We start from the raw sequence: 22,058 nt of genomic DNA, 5'->3' as shown, positions 1-22,058 counted from the left end.
TATGGTTAAAACCTTGTTAAAAGCCTTGGCGTTATAGTTTTTGTAGTCGATATTTCATTCATTGCGGGAGCGATATTTTTTGAAATCAGCCGGGGAACTTTTGGAGTTGGCTTGTCGCCGGATCGCTGATCTGGATACCCCGGCCTATGTCAAGAACAGCGAGTTACGCTATGTCGCCGTCAACGAGGCCTATGCCCGTTTTCTGGGTCGCGAAATCTCCGATTTCATCGGCAGGCGCAGCCGCGAGCTTCTCGACCGTCCCGAGGAAGAGGATCGTGAGGACAAGGAGCGCCGCGCGCTGGTATTCGGCACTGAGGAAAACGCAATCTGCTTCGATGCGGCGGGCCTCAGCCATGAACGCATCCAGATAGAAAGCTTTTCGCCATCGCTGGACCGGGCTTACGTGCTCGGCATTTTCGAAGTGCGCGCCGCGCCGCGCCGCGCCGCCGACGATAGCGACGACGCCGCCGATTTCGCCCGCGTGCGCGAGGCACTGGAACAGCTCGACCATCCGATTGGCATATTTGCCGAGGATGGCCGGCCGCTGGTCGTCAACGCCGCCTATCGCAACGACGCAAAGCCTGCGGCTGTCAGCGACACGGCCTGGCATGAGAGCGTCAACGAGCTCGACCTGCTGCGTACCATCCTGGAGGACCTCCCGGTCGCGGCCTTCGTGCGCGACGAGAAGCATCGCCTCGTCTATGCCAATCAATATTACGAAACCTTCAGCGGCCATAGCCGTTCTCGGGTCCTTGGGATGACCGAACACGAAATGTTCGGTCCGGAAGGCGGCGAGGCGATCTACCAGGAAAACCTGCTGGCGTTGGAGGGAGGCAAGTCGAAGGAGATCGAAAGCCTGCTGCCGAGCAAGGACGGCCATATCTATTCCGTCCTCTCGCGCGTCAACCGCGTTGTGACAGCGGATGGTCGGCCCTATGTCGTCGGCTCCTTTTCAGACATCTCGCCACTCAAGGAACGAGAGAAGGCGCTGATCGAGGCGCAGAAGCAGGAAGAGGTGCTGCACCGGGATATCGAGAATATCCTACGCTCGCTTCCGATCGGCGTGCTGATCCTCGATAACGACCACCGGATCCTCTCCGTCAACGACGAGTTCTACAGCATCTGGGAGTTGCCGCTCGACGATCCCTTCGACGGCCGCCCCTTCATCGATGTCATCCGCCGCAATTATGAGCTCGGTCGCTACGACGGCACACAGACGCCCGAGGAGATCTACGCTTTCCGCAAGCACCTGTTCGAAACCGAGGAGCCCGAGCCGATCGAGCTCGGCTGGGCGGGTGGCAAATCCGTCATTTTCGACAGCCGCCGTATCTCAAACGACCGGATCCTGCTGACCTATGCCGACATCACGGCAGTGCGTGAGCGGGAAAATGAGGTCCACGAGGCCCGTGCCGCGCTGGAGCATCTCGGCGAGATGATGCGCGACGCGACACACGCCATGCCGCAGGGCCTCGCCATCGTCCAGGACGGCATTATCAAGATGTCTAATGAGGCGCTGGCTCATATCCTGGAGATTCCCGCCACCTATATCGAGACCGGGCAAGGTTGGCTCGGCATGTTCGAGTTCTGCGCTGCGCGTGGCGACTTCCACGAGGACGCGGCCGAGATTCTGCAGGGTTGGCGCGACAATATCGCGGCGAGGTTGCCCATCTCCACTGCCTTCCATGTCGGCGGCGAGCGCTGGGTGAACATGGATGCAACGGTCAGCCGGGGACAGCATTGGGTGGCGCTTTTTACCGATGTCACCGAACTCAAGAGCCGCGAAGAGGAACTGCGCCAGCTGCTGTCGCGCGCCGAAGCAGCCGACCGCGCCAAATCCGAATTCCTCGCCAATATGAGCCACGAGATTCGCACACCGATGAACGGCGTGCTTGGGATGGCGGAACTGCTTGCCAAGACCAATCTCGATACGCGCCAGAAGACCTTCGTCGATATCATCGTCAAGTCGGGCAATGCGCTGCTGACGATCATCAACGATATCCTCGACTTCTCGAAGATCGATGCCGGGCAGATGAAACTGCGCAAAGCCGCCTTCGATATCACCGAAGCGGTGGAGGACGTAGCGACACTCTTGTCCTCGCACGCCGCCGAGAAGAACATCGAGCTCCTGGTGCGAGCCGCTCCCGATTTGCCCGCTGCGGTCATTGGCGACGCCGGGCGCTTCCGCCAGATCGTCACCAATCTCGTCGGCAACGCTGTCAAGTTCACCGAGCGCGGCCATGTCTTTGTCGATGTCGGCTTCCAGCCGGCAGCAGGCGGCGAGATCATGGCGAGCATCCGCATCGAGGATACTGGTATCGGCATTCCGCCGGAGAAGCTCGAATCGGTCTTCGACAAGTTCTCGCAGGTGGATGCCTCATCGACCCGGCGGCATGAGGGTACAGGCCTCGGTCTTGCGATCACCGCCGGGCTCGTCGACCTCTTCGGCGGTTATCTCAGTGTCGAGAGCGAATGGGGCAAGGGTTCGGTCTTCACCGTCAACCTGCCGTTTGCGGTTGCGGCCGCCCGCCTTGAGCCGAAGCCGTTGCCGATCAACGTGCAGGGTGCGCGCATCCTCGTCGTCGACGACAATGAGGTGAACCGGCGAATCCTGACCGAACAGCTGTCCCTTTGGGGCTTCGACGGCGTGGCCGCCGAAGGCGGCGGTACCGGTCTTGCGATTCTGGAGGCGGCGGCCAATCTCGGCGTCACAGTCGATGCCGTCGTGCTCGATTATCACATGCCCGATATGAACGGCGCCGATGTCGCGCGCAGGCTACGAGCCGATCCCCGCTTCGTCGAACTGCCGATCATCTTCCTGACGTCGATGGATATTTCCGGCACGGAAAAGGAATTCGCGGCGCTGAACGGCCACGCGCATCTGATGAAGCCGGCGCGCGCCAACGTGCTGCGCAACACGGTCGTCGAGGTGGTGCGCGCCAGCCGCGTCAAGCAGGCATCCGAGGCCGAGATTGCCCGGCTGCAGACGGAAGTGGCCGTGCAGGCGCCCGCGCCTGCGCCGCAGAAGCGAACCGCTGAATTCGTCGACGTGCTCGTCGCCGAGGACAATGAGGTCAACCAGATCGTCTTCACACAGATCCTGCAAGGCACGGGTCTTTCCTTCCTCGTCGTCGACAATGGCGAGGAGGCGGTCGCCGCCTGGGAGCGGTATACGCCGCGCATTATCATGATGGACGTCTCAATGCCCGTCATGAACGGCCATCAGGCGACCCAGACGATCCGCGCGCGCGAAAACGGGCAGGGGCACCGGGTGCCGATCATCGGCGTCACCGCCCATGCGCTCGAAAGCGACCGCGAGCTCTGCCTCGATGCCGGCATGGACGACTACATGTCGAAGCCGATCAGTCCCGAGCTGCTCGAGGAAAAAATCCGCCAGTGGCTCGGAACGAGCGAGCAGCAGCCGGAGCGCACCAGCTACTGATCTGCGCGCTGACTGGGGGATGCCTTGATGCCACAGAGCATTTCGCGCTTGCCGGCGAAGCCCTTACGGCGCTCGACGGCAAAACCCGCGGCGATGAGATTGCGGCGCACGAAGCCGGCCGCCGCATAGGTGGCGAAAGTGCCGCCGGCTGCGCTTTTCTCGCAGACGAGCCGCATCAGTTCCTCCGACCACATATCGCTGTTGCGCGACGGGGCGAAGCCGTCGAGATACCAGGCGTCGAAGTCGTCTTCGGCTGCCGCGACGCCGTCCAAGGCATAGCCGCATACGACCTTGAGCGTCGTCTGGGCATCGAGATCGAGCTCAACGATTCCACCAGGCGCTTGCGGCCACGCCGCCATCAGCGCCTCGCGTTCGGCATCGATCTCCGGCCAGTGCGACAGCGCCCGGCCGATTTCTTCGCCGCGCATCGGGTGGAGTTCGAAGGAGGTGAAACGCAGGTGCTGGCCGTCGGCACGGTGGAGCTTCCATTGCCGCCAGGTTTCGGCGAAGTTCAGGCCGGTGCCGAAGCCGAGTTCTCCGATCCGGAATCTCTGCCGCCCGTTCCAGCGCTCCGGCAGGCCGTTGCCGGCGAGAAAAACGTGGCCGCATTCCAGCCGCCCATCGGTCTGGCAATAAAAATGATCGCCAAAGGCGGTGGAATAGGGCATATCGCCGTCGCGCCATTCGAGCGGCTGCGGCGCGCCCGCGCCAATCTGATCGGGGTTCACGTCTCTCATGGAAAAAGCCGATAGTCCTCAGCCGGTCTCAGGTCAATCATCCTCAGAATTGCTGATCGTCGGCGGCGGCATCATGGGGCTCTGGGCGGCCGTCCATGCCGAGCGCCGGGGCATCCGTACTCTTGTTGCTGACGCCGGCAGGTTGGGCGAAGGTGCAAGCGGCGGCCTGCTCGGCGCGCTGATGCCGCATATGCCGGACCGATGGTCGGAGAAGAAGCAGTTCCAGTTCGATGCACTGGTCTCGCTCGAAGCCGAAATCACAGCGCTCGAAGCCGAGACCGGGCTTTCCGCCGGGTATAACAGGTCCGGACGGCTGATCCCGCTGCCGAAGCCGCATCTCAAAAAAATAGCGCGCGGCCATTTCGAGGACGCTGAACAGCATTGGCGGGCGGGCGAGCGCCGCTTCCATTGGCATGTGCTCGACAGGCCACCGGTCAACGGCTGGATCGAGGCGTCCGCCGGCGAGAGCGGCTTCGTGCACGACACGCTCGCCGCCCGCGTTGCGCCCCGCTTGCTAATCGCAGCGCTTATCGCCTTCCTGCGGCGGGCAAAACATGTTCGTATCCTGGAGCATACGACGGTTGCCGGCCTCGATCCTGATCGCGGCACGACCGAGATCAACGGTGAAACGATCGCTTTCAGTCACTGCATCGTGGCCGCCGGCCATCGCTCCTTTCCATTGCTGCAAGAACTGACGCCGGGGCTGAAACAACCGCTCGGCCAGCCGGTCAAGGGACAGGCAGCACTGTTGAAAGCCGATATTGACCCGGCGCTGCCGACGATCTTTCTCGACGGGCTCTATGTCATCGCGCATGAGGGCGGGCACGTGGCAATCGGCAGCACCAGCGAGAACCGTTTTGACGATCCCACCTCGACCGACGCCCAGCTCAACGTGCTGATCGAGGCGGCGCGCGGCATCGTGCCGACGCTTCGCGACGCTCCCGTTGTCGAGCGCTGGGCCGGGCTTCGTCCGAAGGCGATCGACCGGGATCCAATGATCGGCCGCCATCCCGATCACCGGCGCCTGATCGCGCTGACCGGCGGCTTCAAGGTCAGCTTCGGCCTCGCCCACCGGCTGGCTGAGGCGGCGATATGTATCGCAAGCGATACAGACTGCGGATTTCTGCTGCCGGAAAGCTTCGCAATTTCAAGCCATATTGCGACGGCTTCACGTTAAACGTGAATTAGGCGGCGCTGCGTTTCGTTATTCTGTCATGGAAATCACCTATCTGCTTGCGCATCGACAGCGCCGGATCTCACCGGCGCTCACTTCCTTGATGGAGGAAATTGCATGCGCTATGCCATTTGCTTCACGCCTCCGGCGAGCGACCCGTTGTCGCTCGTGGCCGCCAATTGGCTTGGCCGAAACGTGTTTTCGGGCGATATGATGGAGCCTCCGGCAGTCCGTGGCCTCGGCATTCACGAGATCGCCTTCCATACCGCGGTGCCGCGGCGCTACGGATTTCACGGCGTTTTGAAGGCGCCGTTCCACTTGTCCCGCGACATGCCCGAATCGCAACTCCTGCGCGATCTGATGCGTTTTTCCGAGACCTTCGTTCCCTTCCAGATTCCGCGTATCGAAGTCGCCCGGCTCGGCAATTTCTACAGCCTGCTGCCGAGCACTCCCTGCGAGCAGATCCAGTATCTCGCTTCGGCGATCGTGCAGGAATTCGATCGTTTCCGCGCGCCGCTCAGCGAGGCCGAGATCGAACGCAGCGATCCGGACGGGCTATCGGCGACGCAATTTGCCAATCTGCATCGCTGGGGTAACCCTTACGTGATGGAGGAGTTCCGCTTTCATATGCCGGTGACGGGTCCCGTCAACGCGATCGACATGCCGCGCATCGAGCCGGTGTTGCGCACGATCTTCGAGCCTGTCCTGAGCGAGCCTGTCATGGTTTCGAACGTGGCGCTGATGATAGAGGAGGGCACGGGCGGTCCTTTCCGCGTTCATTCGCTGCATCCGATGGGCAAGGTCAGCGCGCGCAAAATCGCTTGAACCTGCTGATGAGCTAAAGGCTTGTGCCGTAAAGGCAAAATCCGGCCGAGCAGTTTCCGTCTCGACATTCCGGCTGCGGATGCTACCGTTCCCCGTCTTTTCAGAAGGTGATTTGATGGTATCCGAGACTTATCCGCGCAATCTCGTTGGTTACGGGCGTCTGACGCCTGATCCGAAATGGCCGGACGAGGCACGCGTCGCCGTGCAGTTCGTCATCAACTACGAGGAGGGCGGCGAAAGCTCGATCCTCGACGGCGATCCGGCTTCGGAAAACCTGCTGTCGGAGATCGTCGGCGCGGCCGCCTGGCCAGGGCAGCGCAACCTCAACATGGAATCGATCTATGAATATGGTTCGCGTGCCGGCTTCTGGCGGCTCTGGCGCATGTTCACCGATCTCAAGGTGCAGGCGACCGTTTACGGCGTGACGCTGGCGATGGCCCGCAACCCCGAGGCCGTCGCTGCGATGAAGGAGGCAGGCTGGGAGATCGCCAGCCACGGCTACCGTTGGCTGGAATATAAGGATTTTCCAGAAGATCTGGAGCGCAAGCATATCCTCGAAGCCGTGCGACTGCACACCGAACTCACCGGCGAGCGGCCCTACGGCATGTATCAGGGCAAGCCTTCCGACAACACGCTTCGGCTGGTGCAGGAGGAGGGCGGTTTCCTTTATTCCTCCGATTCCTACGCCGACGACCTGCCTTACTGGGTGAAGGGCGTCGACGGGAAACCCTTCCTGATCATTCCGTATACGCTTGAAACCAATGATATGCGATTTGCGACGCCGCAGGGCTTCAATGCCGGCGATCAGTTCTTCACCTATCTGAAGGATGCCTTTGATACGCTTTATGAGGAAGGCAAGGCGGGCAGCCCGAAGATGATGTCAGTCGGCCTGCATTGCCGCCTCGTCGGACGTCCCGGCCGGGCAGCGGCGCTGAAGCGCTTCATCGAATATGTGCTGAAGCACGACAATGTCTGGATTCCACGCCGCATCGAGATTGCCGAGCACTGGCACAAGCACCATCAGCCGGAAGCGCTTTGATGGTGTCGCGCGAGGATTTCGTCTCCCGCTTCGGCGGCGTCTTTGAACATTCGCCTTTCATCGCCGAGCGCGCCTATGACGCCGGCCCCGTGACGGAGCCGCTGACGGCGGCCGGCGTGCATGCGACGCTAACCGCCGCGTTCCGGGCGGCAAGCCCGCAGGAGCGTCTCGGCGTGCTCAACGCCCATCCTGACCTTGCCGGGCGCCTCGCGATATCGGGCGAACTCACCGAGGACAGCCGGAAGGAGCAGGCCGGCGCCGGTCTCGATCGCTTGAGCCCAGCCGAGCATGCCCGCTTCACCGAACTCAATTCGACCTATGTCGGAAAATTCGGCTTTCCCTTCATCATCGCCGTCAAGGGTCTCGGCAAGGACGATATCCTGTCGGCGTTCGAAACACGGATCGGCAATGATCGGCATGAGGAATTTGTGACCGCGACGGCGCAGGTCGAACGGATCGCGCTGCTGCGGCTGACATCGATGCTGCCGGAGGCTGAATGAAAGAGCGGCGCGCCATCGACTATCTCAATGAAATGTATGAGGCGGCATCCGAAGCGCTGTCTTTCGTCGGCGGAATGGATGAGGCGGCGTTCGCCGGGGACAAGCTCACCTTCAAGGCTGTTGCCTTCTGCCACTTCACCATCGGTGCGGCGGCGTCCCGACTGCTCGTCAACCATCCGGAATTTGCGACTGAGCATCCCGATCTGCCATGGACGAGAATCTGTGGCATGGGTAACCGTATCCTCGAGGAAGTCTTCGATCTCAGTCCGTCGAACATATGGGAGGCGACCTATCGCACGCTGCCGGAGCTTCTTTCCGCGATCGATGCTGTCCGTTACTGGCATGCCCAAGGCGAATGAAGCCATGTCCGAATTTCTCGAGATCCGCCCGCTCACCAAATCCGCCTTCGCTCCCTTCGGCGAGGTGATTGAGGCCGATCCGGCCTCGATGCGGTTCATCAATGGCGGCACGACGGAGCGTTTTCATGCGCTGGCCACCGCTGATGCGACGGGCGAGGGCGCAAGCGTCATCATCAACCTCTTTCGCGGACAGCCGCGCAGCTTCCCCTATGACGTCGGGATGATGGAGCGCCACCCCCTCGGCAGCCAGAGTTTCTCGCCGGTCTCGGGCCGTCCTTTTCTCGTCATCGTCTCCGAGGACGAGAACGGCCGCCCGGGCAGGCCGCAGGTGTTTCTGGCGCGCGGCGACCAGGGCGTAAACTACCGCCGCAATGTCTGGCATCATCCGCTGATGGCGCTCGACCAAGCCTCAGACTTCCTGGTCGTCGACCGCGACGGGCCAGGCAACAATCTGGAAGAATTCTTCTTCGAAACCCCTTTTATCATCAAAGAGCCAGCCCCATGACCGGACTGACCACGCATGTTCTCGACACCGCCCTCGGCAAGCCGGCCGAGGGCCTGAGGATCGATCTTTTCCAGCTCGACGGCGAGATCCGCAGGCATCTGAAGACGGTCGAGACCAATGCCGACGGCCGGGTTGATGGCGGCCCAATCCTCATTGGCGAAAATTTTCGAGCCGGTACCTATGAGCTGGTCTTCCACGCCGGCGATTATCTGAGGGCGAGCGGCACGCCGCTGCCGCATCCGGCCTTCCTCGATCTCGTGCCGATCCGCTTCGGCATTGCCGACGTCACGGCGCATTACCATGTGCCGCTGCTGATTTCGCCCTATGGCTATTCTACCTATCGAGGGAGCTAAAAAATGCGGTTTGCGGCAATTGCCGATATCCACGGAAACCATCTGGCGCTCGAGGCGGTGCTTGCGGATATTCGTGCACAGGGGATCGAGGAGATCGTCAATCTCGGCGATTTCTTTAGCGGCCCGCTCGAAGCCGGCAAGACGGCAGACTTGCTGATGCCGCTCGGCCTGACCTCGATCCGCGGCAATCACGACCGCTACCTGATCGAACAGGATCCGGCGGCGCTGCATGTTTCGGATGCCGCCGCTTATCACCAATTGTCGCCAGCCCATCTCGATTGGATCCGTAGTCTTCCATTCGATACCGTCTATCGCGATGAGGTCTATCTCTGCCATGCGACGCCGAAGGACGACAATCTCTACTGGCTGGAATCCGTTTCGCCGGAGGGTTTCGTCTTCCTGAAGCCGATCGAGGCAATCGAGGCGCTGGCCGACGGCATCGACCTGCCGCTGATCCTTTGCGGCCACAGCCACATCCCCCGCGCTATCAGGCTTTCCGACGGCCGTCTCATCGTCAACCCCGGCAGCGTCGGCTGCGCGGCCTATGACGACGAGCTGCCCTATTACCACAAGGTGGAAGTCGGCCATCCGCTGGCGAGCTACGCCATTCTGGAAAAGACGGCGGCCGGATGGATATGGCAGTTCCGAACCGTCGCCTACGACCATATGGCGATGTCGGCACTGGCCGCCGAAAGGGGCCGTGCCGACTGGGCAGGCGCGCTGGCAACGGGTTGGGTGAGATAGAGCATGATGCCGAAAAGTATGTGCGGTTTTCGGGCAACATCATGCTCTAAGTATTTAATTTAGAACAGGATTCAGATTTTAGGCCGAACCGGCCTAAAATCATCCTTTTGTAGTCCAGACCCGCTTGCGCAGTGATCAGTCCTTCTTTGGTGCCGGCTTCGGGGCCGGAGGGATGATCGTTTGTGTCGGGGCTGGGGCCGGTGTTGCCGGCTTTGCCGGGGCTGCGGCGGCCGGTCTTGCCGGTTTTGCGCCATCGAGATTTCCAAGAAGTGATGAGATGGCATCGTCGCCGTCGAAGCCGGCTTCCTTCAGCAATTTGTCGAGGATAGGTTTATTCGCCTGATAGGAGAGGAGCTGGCTGGCCAGCCCTTCGCCGAGCCCGATGCCGTTTCCGCCGGCCGCTCCGTTTCCGCGGCCGAGCATGCCGCCGGTATCGAATATCCTGATATCGGAGATCTTCTCGATCGGCTTGACCGCCTCGGCGAGCGCCTGCGGAATGATGCGGATACGTTCGCGGGTGATCTCGAACTCGATGATAGCAGAGCTCAACTTGTTGCGAGCGTCGTTGAGCAATGCTTCGCTCTCGGCCGCGGCCTTGCCGGTTTCGAGAATGCCCTTGGCCTTGATGATCGCCGCATCCGCCTCGGCGGTTGCGAGCGTCTTGATGGCCTCGGCCTGGTCGCTTGCCGCCTGCTTTTCGGCCTCCGCGCCGACGGTGACGGCGGTTGCTTCCGTCTCGGCCTTCTTGCGCGCATCAATCACGGCAATCTGCTTTTCGCGTTCGGCAATCTCGATCGCCTTGGCTGTGCCGACTTTTTCCTCTGCCGCGATCGCCAGGGCGCGGGCCGTTTCCGCAGCCGCCTTCGCTTCGGATTCTTCACGGCTTTTGTTGGCAACGGCGATCGCGCTCTCCTGCGCCACGATCTGGAGGTCACGCTTGGCTTCGGTTTCGCGTTGCTGGACGGCGCGGGCGGCGTCGATGTTGGCGCTTTCGCGAGCCTGCTTGGCGGATGCCTCGCGTTCGGCGATCGCCTGTTCGGAGGCGATGCGGGCTTCCTCCTCGGCGCGTTTTGCGGCCTGCTCCTGCTGCGCGGTTTCGGCGCGTGTCGCCGCGGATTTGTTGGCGATGTCTCTTTCCTGGCTGAGTTCGGCCTCTCGCTTCGTCCGCTCGATGGTCAGCGATTGCTGGCGGGCCTCGAGATCCTTCTGGGCGATGGCGACTTCGGTGTCGCGAACGATCTCGTTCCGCTCCTTCTTGCGTCCCTCGGTGATGCGGGTCAATGCCGCCAGGCCCTGCGCGTCGAAGAAGTTGTTGGCGTTGAAATGCTTGATATCGGTCTGGTCGAGGCGTGTCAGCGACACGGATTCGAGTTCGAGGCCGTTCGACTGGAGATCGGCGCCGACAGCTTCCTGCACGGCCTTGACGAAATCCATGCGCTGTTCCTGCAGCGCGTCGAGATTCATCGTCGCGGCCACCGAGCGAAGACCGTCGACGAATTTCGCCTCGATCAGGATGCGGAGGGCCTCGGCGTCATTGGTGCGATTGCCGAGTGTCTGCGCTGCAAGCGCAATCGAGGAGGCATCGGGTTTGACGCGCACATAGAACTCGGCGCCGATATCGACGCGCATGCGGTCTTTGGTGATCAGTGCATCGCCTTCGCCGCGGCGAACCTCGAGCCGCAGCGTCTTCAGGTTGACCCGCGCGGTCGAATGGAAGATCGGAAGGACGACCGAACCGCCGTCGAGCACGACCTTCTGGCCGCCGAGACCGGTGCGCACATAGGCCTCATCGCGGCTGGAGCGCGTGTAAAGAGAGGCGAGGACAAAACCGATGCCGAAGATCAGAACAATCCCAATGCCGGCTGGTAGAATAACGTCGTACATCATTGCTGCTCCCTGAAAGATTGATTGTTCGCATCGGTGGGGTCGACCGGCGCGGGAATGGCGATAAACACATTGGCCTTGTGATCGACGAGAAGAACCGAAGCGCCGATCCCAAGCGGACCCTCGCCCTTGGCGGCTCGGGCTCGAAGCACATGCCAGTTTCCGTGCTGATCTTTGACACGGACGCGGCCCGGCAGTCCCTGATCGAGCGGGCCGATTGACACCTCGGCGGTCCGGCCGAGGAAGGCGTCGAGATCGACGGCATAGGTTTCGTCGTGCGGTACGAGCCGCGCCACAGTTCGGCTCGATGCCCTGACCATAGGGATGGTTGCGAGCGCGGCAGGTATGACGGCGATGAAGCTCGGCAGCGGCGCCCAGAGGGCGCTGGCGACGGCCTGCAAGGCAAACCCAGTCATCGCGAAGAATCCGAGTGTCATCATCAGAAGAATCAGCAGGGGAACACCGCCGAGATTGAGCCAGGACAGGTATGCCAGGATGCCGTCATGGCCATGAGCCTCCGGCTTTCCCAGAAATTCCGTCATCGAAAAACCCATGACCATCGCAAGCATCTCGATCGCGGTCAGACCTGCAAGCACGGCGGCGGCAATGGCAAAGGGAGCGCATTCGGGAGCGAAGAGAAGGGCCATCGGCGTTACCGGTTATCCGCCTTGAAGCGGGCGAGGCGTGCCTCGATCGCCTGTTCGCGATGCAACCGGTCGAGTTCGTCCAATTCGGAACTATGGGCATGCTCGCCAGTAGGAACCCCGGTCAGCCGAGAGACTGCCGCGGCAGCGCGGGCAGCATCTGCACCCGGTGCGGGCTGGCTGTGGCCGGTCGCGGCGTGTTCTGGATGCCGGGCGATGCTGCGCTTGAAATCGGCAAGGCGGGCGTCCGCCTCGCGGCGCGTGGCGAGGACGGCCTGCAAGGCTTTCTGGCCTTCGTCCACCTGTTCCCTGGCATCGGCCAGCGCCTTGTCGAGCGCTGCGATCTGGGATTCGAGATCGATCTGGCGAGCAACGCCGGCCTTTGCCAGGTCATCCCGCTCTGACGAGACGGCGATGCGGATCTTTTGGTCGAGCGCGTTCAGGTCGTCGACGATTTCGTCCTTGCGGCTCTGGATGCGGTATTCCTCCGCGCGCGCCTTGCCGAGATCGGTGCGGGCCTCATCCGCCGCTGCCTCGATCTCGCGGATCGCCTGTTCGATGACGGCGATCTTGTTTACGCCTTCGGCCTTGTCGATCGCCGCATTCGCGATGCCCGCGATCAGACGGCCCATGCGTGAGAGAATGCCTTCGTTCGTCATGTTTTCCTCCATCCGAGCGGAATTCGGCGTAACGCCGATGTGAATCTCGTAGCGATCCTGGCCTGCAACGAGGTAGGCCGGAAAAATACTCTCCCATCCCCTGGAATAACCCGCGACATCGAAGGGCACGGCAACACGTCCGTGCACCGTGGCGATCGTCAGGTCCGAGGGGCCTTTGATGGCGAAGAGCTTGTCATCGAGCGGCAGATGCGGCGGATCGGCGGTGACGCCGCGATTGGCGGCAAAATCGCGAAGGCCGAGCGTGACCAGCCTTGCCGGCAAGCCCGTCTGCTCGCGGACGGTTTCATAGGCAAGGTCATGCAGCACGACGAGATTGGCGCCCGTCCTGTCGGAGACGAGGCCAGTCAGGATTTCGATCATCCTGAGATAGGCGGCAATAGTATCGTCCAGCGCCTGCCGGGCGTTGTCGTCAGGCGCCAGCGTGTAGCGCAGCAGCGATGGATGTGGTGTCTTGCCTGTGATAACCATAGGTAAAACATAAAGCACCGCTTTTGTGCTTTCAAGGGGTGACGATGAAAATACAACCTAGGCTTAACGTGCGGTTAGAAGGACTGAGGCAGTGTCCATTATCGAGAGATGTCGCGAGCTGGCGGCAGTGAGCAGCCTTGTGAAAAGAGTCACGGACTCTTGAAGCCCAACGCGTGACCGGCAGCAAAAGCCTCGACACAATTCCGGATCACATGTGCCGATGAAAGAACCGGCAGCAGATCGGCTCCGTTCCCTATCGGGCGGCCGTATGCGCCTCGCGAATACCGGCGCTGATACGGTTGATGGTGGTCCATATGAGAAGTAGAGCCACCACCGCCCAGAGCCACGAAGTCCATGCTGCAAATGTACCACCAACGGCGACAAAGATGCCGAGCGCGCCGAAAAGGACCGCGCGGTCGCTCTTGCCCAGCGGCCCGTCGTAACGCCGGCTTGCCCCGACCGTTTGACCCAGAACGCCGGTAAATTCCGTCAGCGCCGAGAGGAATATGACCGCCATCGCCGGCACCAAGCCGTTCGGATCGATGAGCGCAAACGGCAAATACAGGGCGACATCCGACACGACATCACCGATCTCGTTCAGATACGCGCCTAAAATGCTCTTCTGCCCATGTTCGCGCGCGAGCATGCCGTCGATGGCGTTGAGTCCCATGCGCAGCAGAAACCATACTGGCACCAGCAGGAACCAATGCGGCAGCGGGGCGACGCTCAGAAAAAAGCCCAATGCAACCGAGACGGCGGCGGCAACTGAAGTCACCTGATTGGCGGTGACGCCTCGCGCCGCGAGGGAACGCACCAGAGGGCGAAGAATATTCTGAAATCGGGACTTCAATTGATAGACAGACATGCTACCTCATTGGAATTTCGTGCATCGAAATACTATCCCCGCCTCTCGCGGGTGCAGATCATCGTACTTATGAGGAAAGCCACACTTCATATCGGTTCTCGTAAAGGACTTACATTTGCAACTAGACTTTTGCAATGCAGGCAAATCACTGTTCCCGCCAATGGTTGTAACCCACCCACCAATCAGAATTGGAGAAGACCGTGCTGCAAACTGCCGATAGTGGGCAACCGTCCTCGACGGCCAGACCAATGCATGAATCCGAATTCGCATCGCATGATGGCACTCGACTCTTTTATCGGGCGTGGCCTTCGACGGGCGCTGCACCGAAGGGCGTAATCATTCTTCTCCATCGCGGCCACGAGCATAGCGGCCGCGTCACTCATCTTGCCACCGAGCTCGGCCTCGATGATTTTTCCTTCTACGCCTGGGACGCACGCGGCCATGGACGTTCACCGGGAGAGCGCGGCTATTCGCCATCCTTTGCTGCCTCGGCGCATGATCTCGATTGTTTCGTCCGCCATGTCAGCGAGACAAGCGGTACTGCTGTCGAAGACATCGCCGTCATTGCGCAGAGCGTCGGTGCGGTCCTCGCCGCCACCTGGGTGCACGACTATGCGCCGCCGATCCGTGCGCTCGTGCTTGCCTCACCGGCCTTCAGCGTCAAGCTCTACGTGCCTTTCGCCAAAGAAGGCATTGCGCTCTGGGAAAAGGTTAAGGGGACATTCTTCGTCAATTCCTATGTCAAGGCGAGGTTCCTGACGCATGACCCCGAGCGCATCGCATCGTACGAATCCGACCCATTGATATCTAGGCCAATTGCCTCCAACATCCTGTTGCAGCTCTATGAGGCGGCAGCCCGCGTTGTCGGCGACGCCCGCGCCATCACCGTCCCGACCCAATTGCTGATCTCTGGCAGCGACTGGGTGGTGCGACACGCGCCGCAGCACCGGTTTTACGAAAACCTCGGCAGCCGGATCAAGGAACGGCATGTGCTTGCCGGCTTCTACCATGACACGCTTGGCGAAAAGGAGCGCGCGATTGCCCTGGCCGAAGTCCGCCGTTTTATAGACGCGCGTTTCGCCGAGCCCCGGGCGGCTGCCAACCTTTGCACCGCCCATATCCAGGGCTATACAAAGGACGAGGCCGACCGGCTCGCGAGCCCGCTGGACGCCACATCCCCACGTGGCATCTACTGGGCGCTCGGCCGCCTCAACATCAAGATCGGTGCTTTGGTGTCTGAAGGCATAAAGACAGGGGTGAAGACCGGTTTTGATTCCGGCTCGACCCTCGATTACGTCTACGAGAACAAGCCGCGCGGGCTCGGTCCCGGCGGGCGATTGATCGACAAGGTGTTCCTCGATGCGATTGGCTGGCGCGGCATCAGGCAGCGCAAGCTACACTTGCAGGAACTGATCGACCGCGCGCTGCAGCGCCTGAAAGCAGTCGGCCGCAATACCCACATGCTCGACATAGCGGCCGGGCACGGCCGTTATGTCCTTGATGCGATCGAGACGGCTGCCGTGCGTCCCGATAGTGCGCGGTTGCAGGACTATTCCTCCATCAACGTCGATGCCGGCCGCAAGAGCATTGCGGCGCGTGGACTGAGTGATTTCGTCAGCTTCCGCCAGCAGGATGCCTTTGACTGCGAGGGGCTGGCTGCAATCACGCCGGCTCCGGATCTCGCGATCGTCTCCGGCCTTTACGAGCTGTTTTCCGACAATGCGATGATCGCCGCGTCGCTCAACGGGATCGCCCGCGCGATGCTGCCCGGTGGTCTGCTTGTCTACACCAACCAGCCATGGCATCCACAACTGGAGATGATCGCCCGCGCACTGACCTCCCACCGCGGCGGCGAGGCGTGGGTGATGCGACGGCGGACGCAAGAGGAAATGGACCAACTGGTCGCCGCAGCCGGTTTCCGCAAGATCGAACAGCGCATCGATCAATGGGGCATTTTCACTGTCTCGCTGGCCGAGAGAGTCTGAGGGCAAAGCGTGGAGAGGGCACGTTCTACTTTTTCCGCGGCAGCACCGGTCCCGAAGCGGGCGGCGCTCTGGCTCGTCTTCCTGGGACCGTTCTTCTATCTGAGCTATGGCGGCGCCAATTGGCTGGCATCGCAACGCGCTCATGTGCCGAACGTCGCCTTCGCATGGGAAAGCGCCATTCCGTTCCTTGGATGGACTATTATTCCATATTGGTCGATCAATCTGTTCTATGCACTCTGCCTGTTCATCAACACGACGCCGCGCGACGTGGATATGCTCGCGCGACGTTATCTGACGATCCAGATAGTAGCCGTCGCCTGCTTCGTCGCGTTTCCGCTCGAAGCGACTTTCGTGCGGCCGGCAACGAGCGGCCTGCCCGGTTTCATGTTCGCCGTCCTCGGCGGCTTCGATAAGCCGTTCAACCAGGCGCCGTCGCTGCATATCGCACTCCTGGTGGTGATCTGGGATCATCTGCGCGGCCGGTTGCCGCGGAAGGCACGGCTTCTTTGGCACCTTTGGTGCCTCCTGATCGGTGTCTCCGTGTTGACCACGTGGCAGCATCACGTCATCGACATACCGACCGGCATGCTGCTCGGTCTGTCTGCCGTCTGGCTTTTTCCGCGCGATGCCGGGTCGCCTCTCGCGAACTTTACGATGAGCGGCGATCCAAAGTCGCGCCGTCTCGGCATCTATTATCTGTGCGGTGCCGTCGCATTTCTCGGCCTTGGAGCGCTCTGCACGCCTCTATCGGCCGCAGCGCTTCTGTTGCTCTGGCCGGCTGTTGCGCTGGCGATCGTCGCAGTCGGATATTTCGGCGCCGGTCCGCAGATATTCCAGAAACGCGTCGATGGCCGGGCCACGCTTGCCAGTCGCTGGCTATTGGCACCCTACCGGTTCGGCGCTCTCATCAACATTCGGCTCTGGACCCGGAGAATGCCGGCTTCTGTGGTGATCGCTGACGGCGTCCACCTCGGTCGTTTTCCACGTGGCCACGAGACCGACCGTTTTGCCATGGTGATCGACATTACCGGAGAACTTCTGCGCCCCGGCGGGACACGCGCGCGCTGGTGCAGCTTTCCCACCCTTGATCTTACAGCCCTCGACAAGATCCAGACGCTCGCCGCAGCGAACCTCGTCGAGGATGCGCGCCAGCAGGGACCGGTCCTCGTCTGCTGTGCGCTAGGTTTCCAGCGGAGCGCCTGCGTTATCGTGGGCTGGCTGCTCATCAGCCGACGTTGCGAAAATCCAGCCGAAGCACTGCGGCTGATCGAACGGGCGGGGTGGCGCGTTCATCTGCCGGCGGAAAGTATCCATGCCATAGCGGAGGGCGTGCAATGACGCAGTGGAATACCACGGCCTCGGCGGCTGCGCGAAATCTCGGCCGCAATTCAATCTTCTGCGGGCTGACAGCGCTGTTGCCACTGATTGTCGGCCCGGTCACCGTGGGATATCGAGGCCTCGCTCCACCGCTCGGCTGGCTTTTGATGCTCGTTTTCTGCGTGATTGTTCTTGCGCTGGCGATCCATCTCCTCTTCGATGCGCTGTTGTTTCGCCTCGCGGCGAGCCACGAGACCGAGACGGCCGGTCTTGCCGCCGTCGACGACCTGTTGTCCCGAATGCAGCTTCGCAAGCCTGACGGGATACCGCCTGACCTCGAAAGGCGGATTGCCGGATCGCGCCGCATCGTCTGGCGGCAGCGTTTTGCGCTCGCCGTCTCTCTCGTGATTTTCGCGATCCTTCTGCTCGATGCGACCGATGGGCAGCCGCTCTGCTGAATACGACGGCAGGCGATAGATGCGGGTGCTCTCCGGCACGCGTCTGGCAGGTCTTGCCCACGCCATCAGGGACGTTCAGCCAGTGCCGATTTCTCTCCTTGAGCCTCTTTGCGGTTATCTGGCGTTCGAGTTGGAATACCAGAAACGGACGCCCGGACAGCATGCTCTTCAGAATCGTGTGCTCAATGACTCAGCAATCGCGACGGCGATTCCGGGATTGGTGACTCTCCCAAGATGGCTTCTCAAGCAGGTCATTGCCGCCCTGCGATGATCGACGAATTTACGTCATTGATGTCGCGCCTGCCGCAGAGCGCCATGGTGATGTCCATCTCCTTGCGGATGATGCCGAGCGCCAGCGATACGCCTTCCTTGCCCATGGCGCCGAGACCGTAAAGGAAGGGGCGGCCGATATAGGTACCCTTGGCGCCGAGCGCCACGGCCTTCAGCACGTCCTGGCCGGAGCGGATGCCGCCGTCGAGATGGACCTCGATACGGTCACCGACGGCGTCGACGATCTTCGGCAGCATGCTGATCGAGGAGGGGGCGCCGTCAAGCTGGCGGCCGCCGTGATTGGAGACGACGATCGCATCGGCGCCGGTGTCGGCGGCCGCCTTCGCATCCTCCGGATCGAGTATGCCCTTGATGATCAGCGGGCCGCCCCATTGTTCCTTGATCCAGGCGACATCCGCCCAGGACAACCGGGGGTCGAACTGCTCGTGCGTCCATGCGGAGAGCGAGGCGATGCTGGAGACATTCTTCGCGTGGCCGACGATATTGCCGAAGGTGCGGCGCTTGGTCTGCAGCATATCCAGGCACCAGAAGGGCCGGGTCGCCATCTGCCAGACATGTTTCGGCGTGAATTTCGGCGGCGCCGACAGGCCGTTGCGCAGGTCTTTATGGCGTTGGCCGAGGATCTGCAGATCGGCGGTCAGCACCAGCGCCGAGCATCCGGCGGCCTTGGCGCGGTCGATGAGGTTGAGGACGAAATCCTTGTCCCTCATCACGTAGAGCTGGAACCAGAAAGGGCGCGTCGTCACCGACGCGACGTCCTCGATCGAGCAGATGCTCATCGTCGAAAGCGTGAAGGGAACGCCGAACTCCTCGGCGGCGCGCGCCGCCAGCATCTCGCCGTCGGCATGCTGCATGCCGGTGAGTCCGGTCGGCGCCAGGGCTACCGGCATCGACACTTTCTGGCCGATCATCGTCGTTTCCAGCGTGCGGTCGGTCATGTCGACCATCACCCGCTGGCGCAGCTTGATCTGACTGAAATCGCTCTCGTTGGCCGCGTAGGTCGATTCCGTCCAGGCGCCCGAATCCGCATAGTCGAAAAACATCTTCGGCACACGGCGCTGCGCGAGCTTTTTCAGGTCAGCGATGGTGAGCGGAGCGGCCATGAATTGAACCTTCACATCTGAATGCGGCTATCGGCCATAACATGAATTTCATGGGAGCGTTACGGGAAATTGGCCGTGCCAGGCAGCTTTCACGGTCCGATTTCAAGAGTGACAGGGCGTGTCATTGAAGCTCCTTCTTCAACGCAACGCCGGCCACATAGGTCTCGGCAATCGCCCGGTCGTCGCCCATCGTCTGCAGCAGGAAAAGCTCCTCGGGCAGCGTCTTCACCACTTCCATCTTCAGCGCCATGGCTGGTGTCGCCGCGGCATCGAGAACGACGAGATCGGCCTCGGTGCCGGGTTGCAGCGTGCCGATCCGGTCCGCCAGCGACAGGGCCTCGGCATTGCCGCGGGTCATCAGGTAATAGCTTTCCAGCGGGTTTAGCCGTTCGCCGAGCAACTGCTGGATCTTGTAGGCCTCGTCCATCGTCCGCAGCATAGAATAGCTGGAACCGCCGCCGATATCGGTCGCCACGCCGATGCGAACCGGCTTTTCGCGCCGCGCCAGCGCCTTCAGCGGAAACAGGCCTGAGCCGAGGAAGAGGTTCGAGGTCGGGCAGTGGACGGCGACGGCACCCGCCTCGCTCATGGCATCGGCTTCGCGCTCGGACAGGTGGATGGCGTGGCCGAAGAGGCTTTTCGGCCCGAGCAGGCCGTAGCGGGCGTAGATGTCGGTATAGTCGAGCGCGTCGGGATAGAGCTCGCAGGCGAATTTGATCTCGTCGTGGTTTTCCGAAAGATGCGTCTGGATGTGCAGGTCGGGAAATTCGCGGGCAAGCGCTGATGTCGCCTCCATCTGCGCCGGCGTGGAGGTGATGGCGAAGCGCGGAGTGATGGCGACATGGTTACGGCCCTTGCCGTGCCAGTCCGCTATCACCTGGCGGGTCTCATCATAGCCCATCTCGGGCGTGTCGAGCAGGCCCTGCGGGGCATTGCGATCCATCATCACCTTGCCGCCGACCATGCGCATATTGCGCCTCAGCGCCTCGGCAAAGAAGGCGTCGGCCGAGGTCTTGTGCACCGAGCAATAGGCGACCGCCGTCGTCGTGCCGTGGCGGATCAACTCGTCATAGAAATGCGTGGCGATCCTTTCAGCATGCGCACTTTCGACGAAACGGCATTCCTCGGGAAAGGTGTAGGTGTTCAGCCACTCGAGCAGGTTGGCCGCATAGGAGGCGATCACCTGCATTTGCGGAAAATGCAGGTGCATGTCGATGAAGCCGGGCATGATCAGATGCGGGCGGTGGTCGATCTCGACCATGTCCTCGCCTGTTTTAGCCTTGATGTCGGCATAGGGGCCGACTGCCGCGATCAGCCCATTCTCGATCAGCAGGCCGCCATCCTCCTCGTAGAGATAGCTTTGGCTGTCGGTAAGGCTTAGCGGCGCGCGATGGAAGGAAAGCAGGCGGCCGCGCAGGAGTGTCGTCGTCATTGTGTCTTGCCTTCGACTGCGCTCTCGAACCAGGCGACGAGCAGCTTGCGTTCATCCGGCGTGATGTCGGTGATGTTGCCGGGCGGCATGGCATGGCTGCGGCCCGCCTGTATATAGATTTCGCGGGCATGGGCGGCGATTTCCGCGTCATTTTCGAGCAGCACGCCCTTCGGCGGCCGCACGATGCCCTCATAGACGGGCTCGGCCGCGTGGCACATGGAACAGCGCGTCGAGACCAGCTGCTTGACGGCGGGGAAATGCGGATCGCCGGCGAATTGCTGGAAGGCGGGCGCGACCGCGGCCGCATCCGTCTCACCCGTCAGCAGGTTCGGCGCGGTTGAAAGCCACATGATCAGGATGAAGAGGATGACGGTGACGATCCACGTCCAGGTCGGCCGGCCCTTTCTGGCATGCGTGGTGTTGAACCAGTGACGGATGGTGACGCCCATCAGGAAGACCAGGGCGGCGATCAACCAGTTGAACTGCGTTCCGAAGGCCAGTGGATAATGGTTCGACAGCATGAAGAAGATGACGGGCAGCGTCAGGTAGTTGTTATGCAGCGAACGCTGCTTGGCGACCTGCCCGTATTTCGGGTCGGGCGTGCGCCCGGCGATAAGGTCGGCGACAACGATCTTCTGGTTCGGAATGATGATCATGAAGACGTTGGCCGACATGATCGTGGCGGTGAAGGCGCCGAGATGCAGGAAGGCGGCGCGGCCGGTGAAAAGCTGCGTATAGCCCCAGGCCATGAAGACGAGCACGACATAGAGCACCGCCATCAGCCCCCAGGTATTCCGCCCAAGCGGGGATTTGCAGAGCAGGTCATAGACGATCCAGCCGAGGGCAAGCGACGCCAGCGAGATCAGGATGGCGACGGGCGAGCTGATATCGAGCACATGCCGGTCGATGAGGAAGAGGTCGGCGCCGCCATAATAGACGATGCAGAGCATCAGGAAGCCGGAAATCCAGGTGAAATAGCTTTCGTATTTAAACCAGGTCAAATGCTCCGGCATCTGGGCGGGCGCCACCAGATATTTCTGGATATGGTAGAAGCCGCCGCCATGAACCTGCCATTCCTCGCCATAGGCGCCGGGCGGCAGATGCGGGCGTTTCACCAGTCCGAGATCGAGCGCGATAAAATAAAAGGACGATCCGATCCAGGCGATCGCTGTAATGACATGGAACCAGCGTGCCGCGAAGGCGAGCCATTCCCATGCTATGGCATATTCATACATCGAGTTCCCCTATCTTCCTCC

The 22,058-nt window shown here is 61.5% G+C and carries 20 protein-coding genes; 12 read left to right on the top strand and 8 right to left on the bottom strand.

Features of this window, described 5'->3' with window-relative positions; genetic code table 11:
• Nucleotides 1-79: 79 nt before the first annotated feature.
• A complete protein-coding gene (locus tag AB8B31_RS15900; RefSeq protein ID WP_028733340.1) occupies nucleotides 80-3,439 on the top strand; it encodes a PAS domain-containing hybrid sensor histidine kinase/response regulator in 3,360 nt (1,119 codons plus the stop codon).
• Here AB8B31_RS15900 and mnmD read toward each other — a convergent pair.
• Complete coding sequence (gene mnmD / locus AB8B31_RS15895; protein WP_028733341.1) at nucleotides 3,433-4,176, bottom strand: tRNA (5-methylaminomethyl-2-thiouridine)(34)-methyltransferase MnmD; 744 nt, start codon at nucleotides 4,174-4,176, stop codon at nucleotides 3,433-3,435. The genes AB8B31_RS15900 and mnmD overlap by 7 nt on opposite strands.
• Between mnmD and AB8B31_RS15890 the strand changes: the two genes are divergently transcribed.
• From AB8B31_RS15890 to AB8B31_RS15855, 8 genes are all read left to right on the top strand, one after another.
• A complete protein-coding gene (locus AB8B31_RS15890) occupies nucleotides 4,175-5,353 on the top strand; it encodes an NAD(P)/FAD-dependent oxidoreductase (RefSeq protein ID WP_028733342.1) in 1,179 nt (392 codons plus the stop codon). The genes mnmD and AB8B31_RS15890 overlap by 2 nt on opposite strands.
• 114 nt (nucleotides 5,354-5,467) lie before the next feature.
• Complete coding sequence (locus tag AB8B31_RS15885) at nucleotides 5,468-6,175, top strand: DUF1045 domain-containing protein (RefSeq protein WP_028733343.1); 708 nt, start codon at nucleotides 5,468-5,470, stop codon at nucleotides 6,173-6,175.
• A 115-nt stretch (nucleotides 6,176-6,290) separates the two neighbouring features.
• Nucleotides 6,291-7,214, top strand: coding sequence for an allantoinase PuuE (gene puuE, locus AB8B31_RS15880; protein ID WP_018446766.1), 924 nt, complete (start codon nucleotides 6,291-6,293; stop codon nucleotides 7,212-7,214).
• Entirely contained in the window at nucleotides 7,214-7,714 is a 501-nt protein-coding gene (uraD, locus tag AB8B31_RS15875) for a 2-oxo-4-hydroxy-4-carboxy-5-ureidoimidazoline decarboxylase (RefSeq protein WP_028733344.1), read from the top strand. Before puuE ends, uraD begins: the two co-directional genes overlap by 1 nt.
• A complete protein-coding gene (locus AB8B31_RS15870) occupies nucleotides 7,711-8,073 on the top strand; it encodes a HepT-like ribonuclease domain-containing protein (RefSeq protein WP_018243152.1) in 363 nt (120 codons plus the stop codon). The genes uraD and AB8B31_RS15870 overlap by 4 nt, the downstream gene beginning before the upstream one ends.
• Nucleotides 8,074-8,077: 4 nt before the next feature.
• Nucleotides 8,078-8,578 (top strand): ureidoglycolate lyase, encoded by a 501-nt coding sequence (locus tag AB8B31_RS15865; RefSeq protein ID WP_032998469.1) that lies wholly within the window; start codon nucleotides 8,078-8,080, stop codon nucleotides 8,576-8,578.
• Nucleotides 8,575-8,931 carry a hydroxyisourate hydrolase gene (gene uraH, locus AB8B31_RS15860; RefSeq protein WP_003541961.1) on the top strand — a complete coding sequence of 119 codons (357 nt, stop codon included), beginning with the start codon at nucleotides 8,575-8,577 and terminating at the stop codon, nucleotides 8,929-8,931. Before AB8B31_RS15865 ends, uraH begins: the two co-directional genes overlap by 4 nt.
• Nucleotides 8,932-8,934: 3 nt before the next feature.
• The gene (locus AB8B31_RS15855) at nucleotides 8,935-9,675 is read left to right on the top strand and encodes a metallophosphoesterase family protein (protein WP_028733346.1); all 741 of its coding nucleotides are present in this window, start codon (nucleotides 8,935-8,937) and stop codon (nucleotides 9,673-9,675) included.
• A 135-nt stretch (nucleotides 9,676-9,810) separates the two neighbouring features.
• Here the strand turns inward: AB8B31_RS15855 and AB8B31_RS15850 are convergent, their stop codons facing one another.
• The 4 genes from AB8B31_RS15850 to AB8B31_RS15835 all read right to left on the bottom strand — a co-directional run bounded on the left by AB8B31_RS15850 (nucleotide 9,811) and on the right by AB8B31_RS15835 (nucleotide 14,216).
• On the bottom strand, nucleotides 9,811-11,562 hold the full coding sequence (locus tag AB8B31_RS15850) for a flotillin family protein (protein ID WP_028733347.1): 1,752 nt from the start codon (nucleotides 11,560-11,562) through the stop codon (nucleotides 9,811-9,813).
• Nucleotides 11,559-12,206 carry an OB-fold-containig protein gene (locus tag AB8B31_RS15845; RefSeq protein ID WP_018446761.1) on the bottom strand — a complete coding sequence of 216 codons (648 nt, stop codon included), beginning with the start codon at nucleotides 12,204-12,206 and terminating at the stop codon, nucleotides 11,559-11,561. Before AB8B31_RS15845 ends, AB8B31_RS15850 begins: the two co-directional genes overlap by 4 nt.
• Before the next feature lie 5 nt (nucleotides 12,207-12,211).
• The gene (locus AB8B31_RS15840) at nucleotides 12,212-13,369 is read right to left on the bottom strand and encodes a PspA/IM30 family protein (RefSeq protein ID WP_026230723.1); all 1,158 of its coding nucleotides are present in this window, start codon (nucleotides 13,367-13,369) and stop codon (nucleotides 12,212-12,214) included.
• 235 nt (nucleotides 13,370-13,604) lie between these two features.
• On the bottom strand, nucleotides 13,605-14,216 hold the full coding sequence (locus tag AB8B31_RS15835; protein ID WP_018446759.1) for a CDP-alcohol phosphatidyltransferase family protein: 612 nt from the start codon (nucleotides 14,214-14,216) through the stop codon (nucleotides 13,605-13,607).
• Nucleotides 14,217-14,416: 200 nt separating this feature from the next.
• On the opposite strand from AB8B31_RS15835, the gene AB8B31_RS15830 reads away from it, so the two are divergent.
• From AB8B31_RS15830 to AB8B31_RS15820, 3 genes are read left to right on the top strand one after another with little or no spacing between them, the layout of a single operon-like run.
• Nucleotides 14,417-16,201 (top strand): bifunctional alpha/beta hydrolase/class I SAM-dependent methyltransferase, encoded by a 1,785-nt coding sequence (locus AB8B31_RS15830; RefSeq protein WP_028733348.1) that lies wholly within the window; start codon nucleotides 14,417-14,419, stop codon nucleotides 16,199-16,201.
• Nucleotides 16,202-16,210: 9 nt separating this feature from the next.
• The gene (locus tag AB8B31_RS15825; protein ID WP_028733349.1) at nucleotides 16,211-17,539 is read left to right on the top strand and encodes a phosphatase PAP2/dual specificity phosphatase family protein; all 1,329 of its coding nucleotides are present in this window, start codon (nucleotides 16,211-16,213) and stop codon (nucleotides 17,537-17,539) included.
• The gene (locus tag AB8B31_RS15820; protein ID WP_018446756.1) at nucleotides 17,536-17,976 is read left to right on the top strand and encodes a hypothetical protein; all 441 of its coding nucleotides are present in this window, start codon (nucleotides 17,536-17,538) and stop codon (nucleotides 17,974-17,976) included. Before AB8B31_RS15825 ends, AB8B31_RS15820 begins: the two co-directional genes overlap by 4 nt.
• Before the next feature lie 251 nt (nucleotides 17,977-18,227).
• Here AB8B31_RS15820 and AB8B31_RS15815 read toward each other — a convergent pair whose 3' ends face one another.
• The 3 genes from AB8B31_RS15815 to puuD form a co-directional block, all read right to left on the bottom strand.
• Nucleotides 18,228-19,370 (bottom strand): alpha-hydroxy acid oxidase, encoded by a 1,143-nt coding sequence (locus AB8B31_RS15815; RefSeq protein WP_026230721.1) that lies wholly within the window; start codon nucleotides 19,368-19,370, stop codon nucleotides 18,228-18,230.
• Between the two features lie 121 nt (nucleotides 19,371-19,491).
• Nucleotides 19,492-20,802, bottom strand: a complete 1,311-nt coding sequence (gene guaD, locus AB8B31_RS15810) for a guanine deaminase (protein WP_018446753.1) — start codon at nucleotides 20,800-20,802, stop codon at nucleotides 19,492-19,494.
• Nucleotides 20,799-22,037, bottom strand: coding sequence for a urate hydroxylase PuuD (gene puuD, locus AB8B31_RS15805; protein ID WP_018446752.1), 1,239 nt, complete (start codon nucleotides 22,035-22,037; stop codon nucleotides 20,799-20,801). Before puuD ends, guaD begins: the two co-directional genes overlap by 4 nt.
• Nucleotides 22,038-22,058: the final 21 nt, after the last annotated feature.

The sequence above is a fragment of the Rhizobium sp. 62_C5_N11_2 genome, assembly GCF_051811185.1.
Classification (GTDB): Bacteria; Pseudomonadota; Alphaproteobacteria; order Rhizobiales; family Rhizobiaceae; genus Rhizobium; species Rhizobium leguminosarum.
The sequence above is the reverse complement of the archived record's forward strand: the minus strand, read 5'-3'. Positions and strand labels throughout refer to the sequence as shown.

Excerpts from the sequence above, each read along its gene's own strand:
- AB8B31_RS15890 (WP_028733342.1), top strand. The coding sequence starts at position 4,175 with ATGGAAAAAGCCGATAGTCCTCAGCCGGTCTCAGGTCAATCATCCTCA.
- puuD (WP_018446752.1), bottom strand. The coding sequence starts at position 22,037 with ATGTATGAATATGCCATAGCATGGGAATGGCTCGCCTTCGCGGCACGC.
- AB8B31_RS15820 (WP_018446756.1), top strand. The coding sequence starts at position 17,536 with ATGACGCAGTGGAATACCACGGCCTCGGCGGCTGCGCGAAATCTCGGC.
- AB8B31_RS15870 (WP_018243152.1), top strand. The coding sequence starts at position 7,711 with ATGAAAGAGCGGCGCGCCATCGACTATCTCAATGAAATGTATGAGGCG.
- uraD (WP_028733344.1), top strand. The coding sequence starts at position 7,214 with ATGGTGTCGCGCGAGGATTTCGTCTCCCGCTTCGGCGGCGTCTTTGAA.
- AB8B31_RS15845 (WP_018446761.1), bottom strand. The coding sequence starts at position 12,206 with ATGGCCCTTCTCTTCGCTCCCGAATGCGCTCCCTTTGCCATTGCCGCC.
- puuE (WP_018446766.1), top strand. The coding sequence starts at position 6,291 with ATGGTATCCGAGACTTATCCGCGCAATCTCGTTGGTTACGGGCGTCTG.
- AB8B31_RS15865 (WP_032998469.1), top strand. The coding sequence starts at position 8,078 with ATGTCCGAATTTCTCGAGATCCGCCCGCTCACCAAATCCGCCTTCGCT.
- uraH (WP_003541961.1), top strand. The coding sequence starts at position 8,575 with ATGACCGGACTGACCACGCATGTTCTCGACACCGCCCTCGGCAAGCCG.
- AB8B31_RS15855 (WP_028733346.1), top strand. The coding sequence starts at position 8,935 with ATGCGGTTTGCGGCAATTGCCGATATCCACGGAAACCATCTGGCGCTC.
- AB8B31_RS15850 (WP_028733347.1), bottom strand. The coding sequence starts at position 11,562 with ATGATGTACGACGTTATTCTACCAGCCGGCATTGGGATTGTTCTGATC.
- mnmD (WP_028733341.1), bottom strand. The coding sequence starts at position 4,176 with ATGAGAGACGTGAACCCCGATCAGATTGGCGCGGGCGCGCCGCAGCCG.
- AB8B31_RS15815 (WP_026230721.1), bottom strand. The coding sequence starts at position 19,370 with ATGGCCGCTCCGCTCACCATCGCTGACCTGAAAAAGCTCGCGCAGCGC.
- AB8B31_RS15885 (WP_028733343.1), top strand. The coding sequence starts at position 5,468 with ATGCGCTATGCCATTTGCTTCACGCCTCCGGCGAGCGACCCGTTGTCG.
- guaD (WP_018446753.1), bottom strand. The coding sequence starts at position 20,802 with ATGACGACGACACTCCTGCGCGGCCGCCTGCTTTCCTTCCATCGCGCG.
- AB8B31_RS15835 (WP_018446759.1), bottom strand. The coding sequence starts at position 14,216 with ATGTCTGTCTATCAATTGAAGTCCCGATTTCAGAATATTCTTCGCCCT.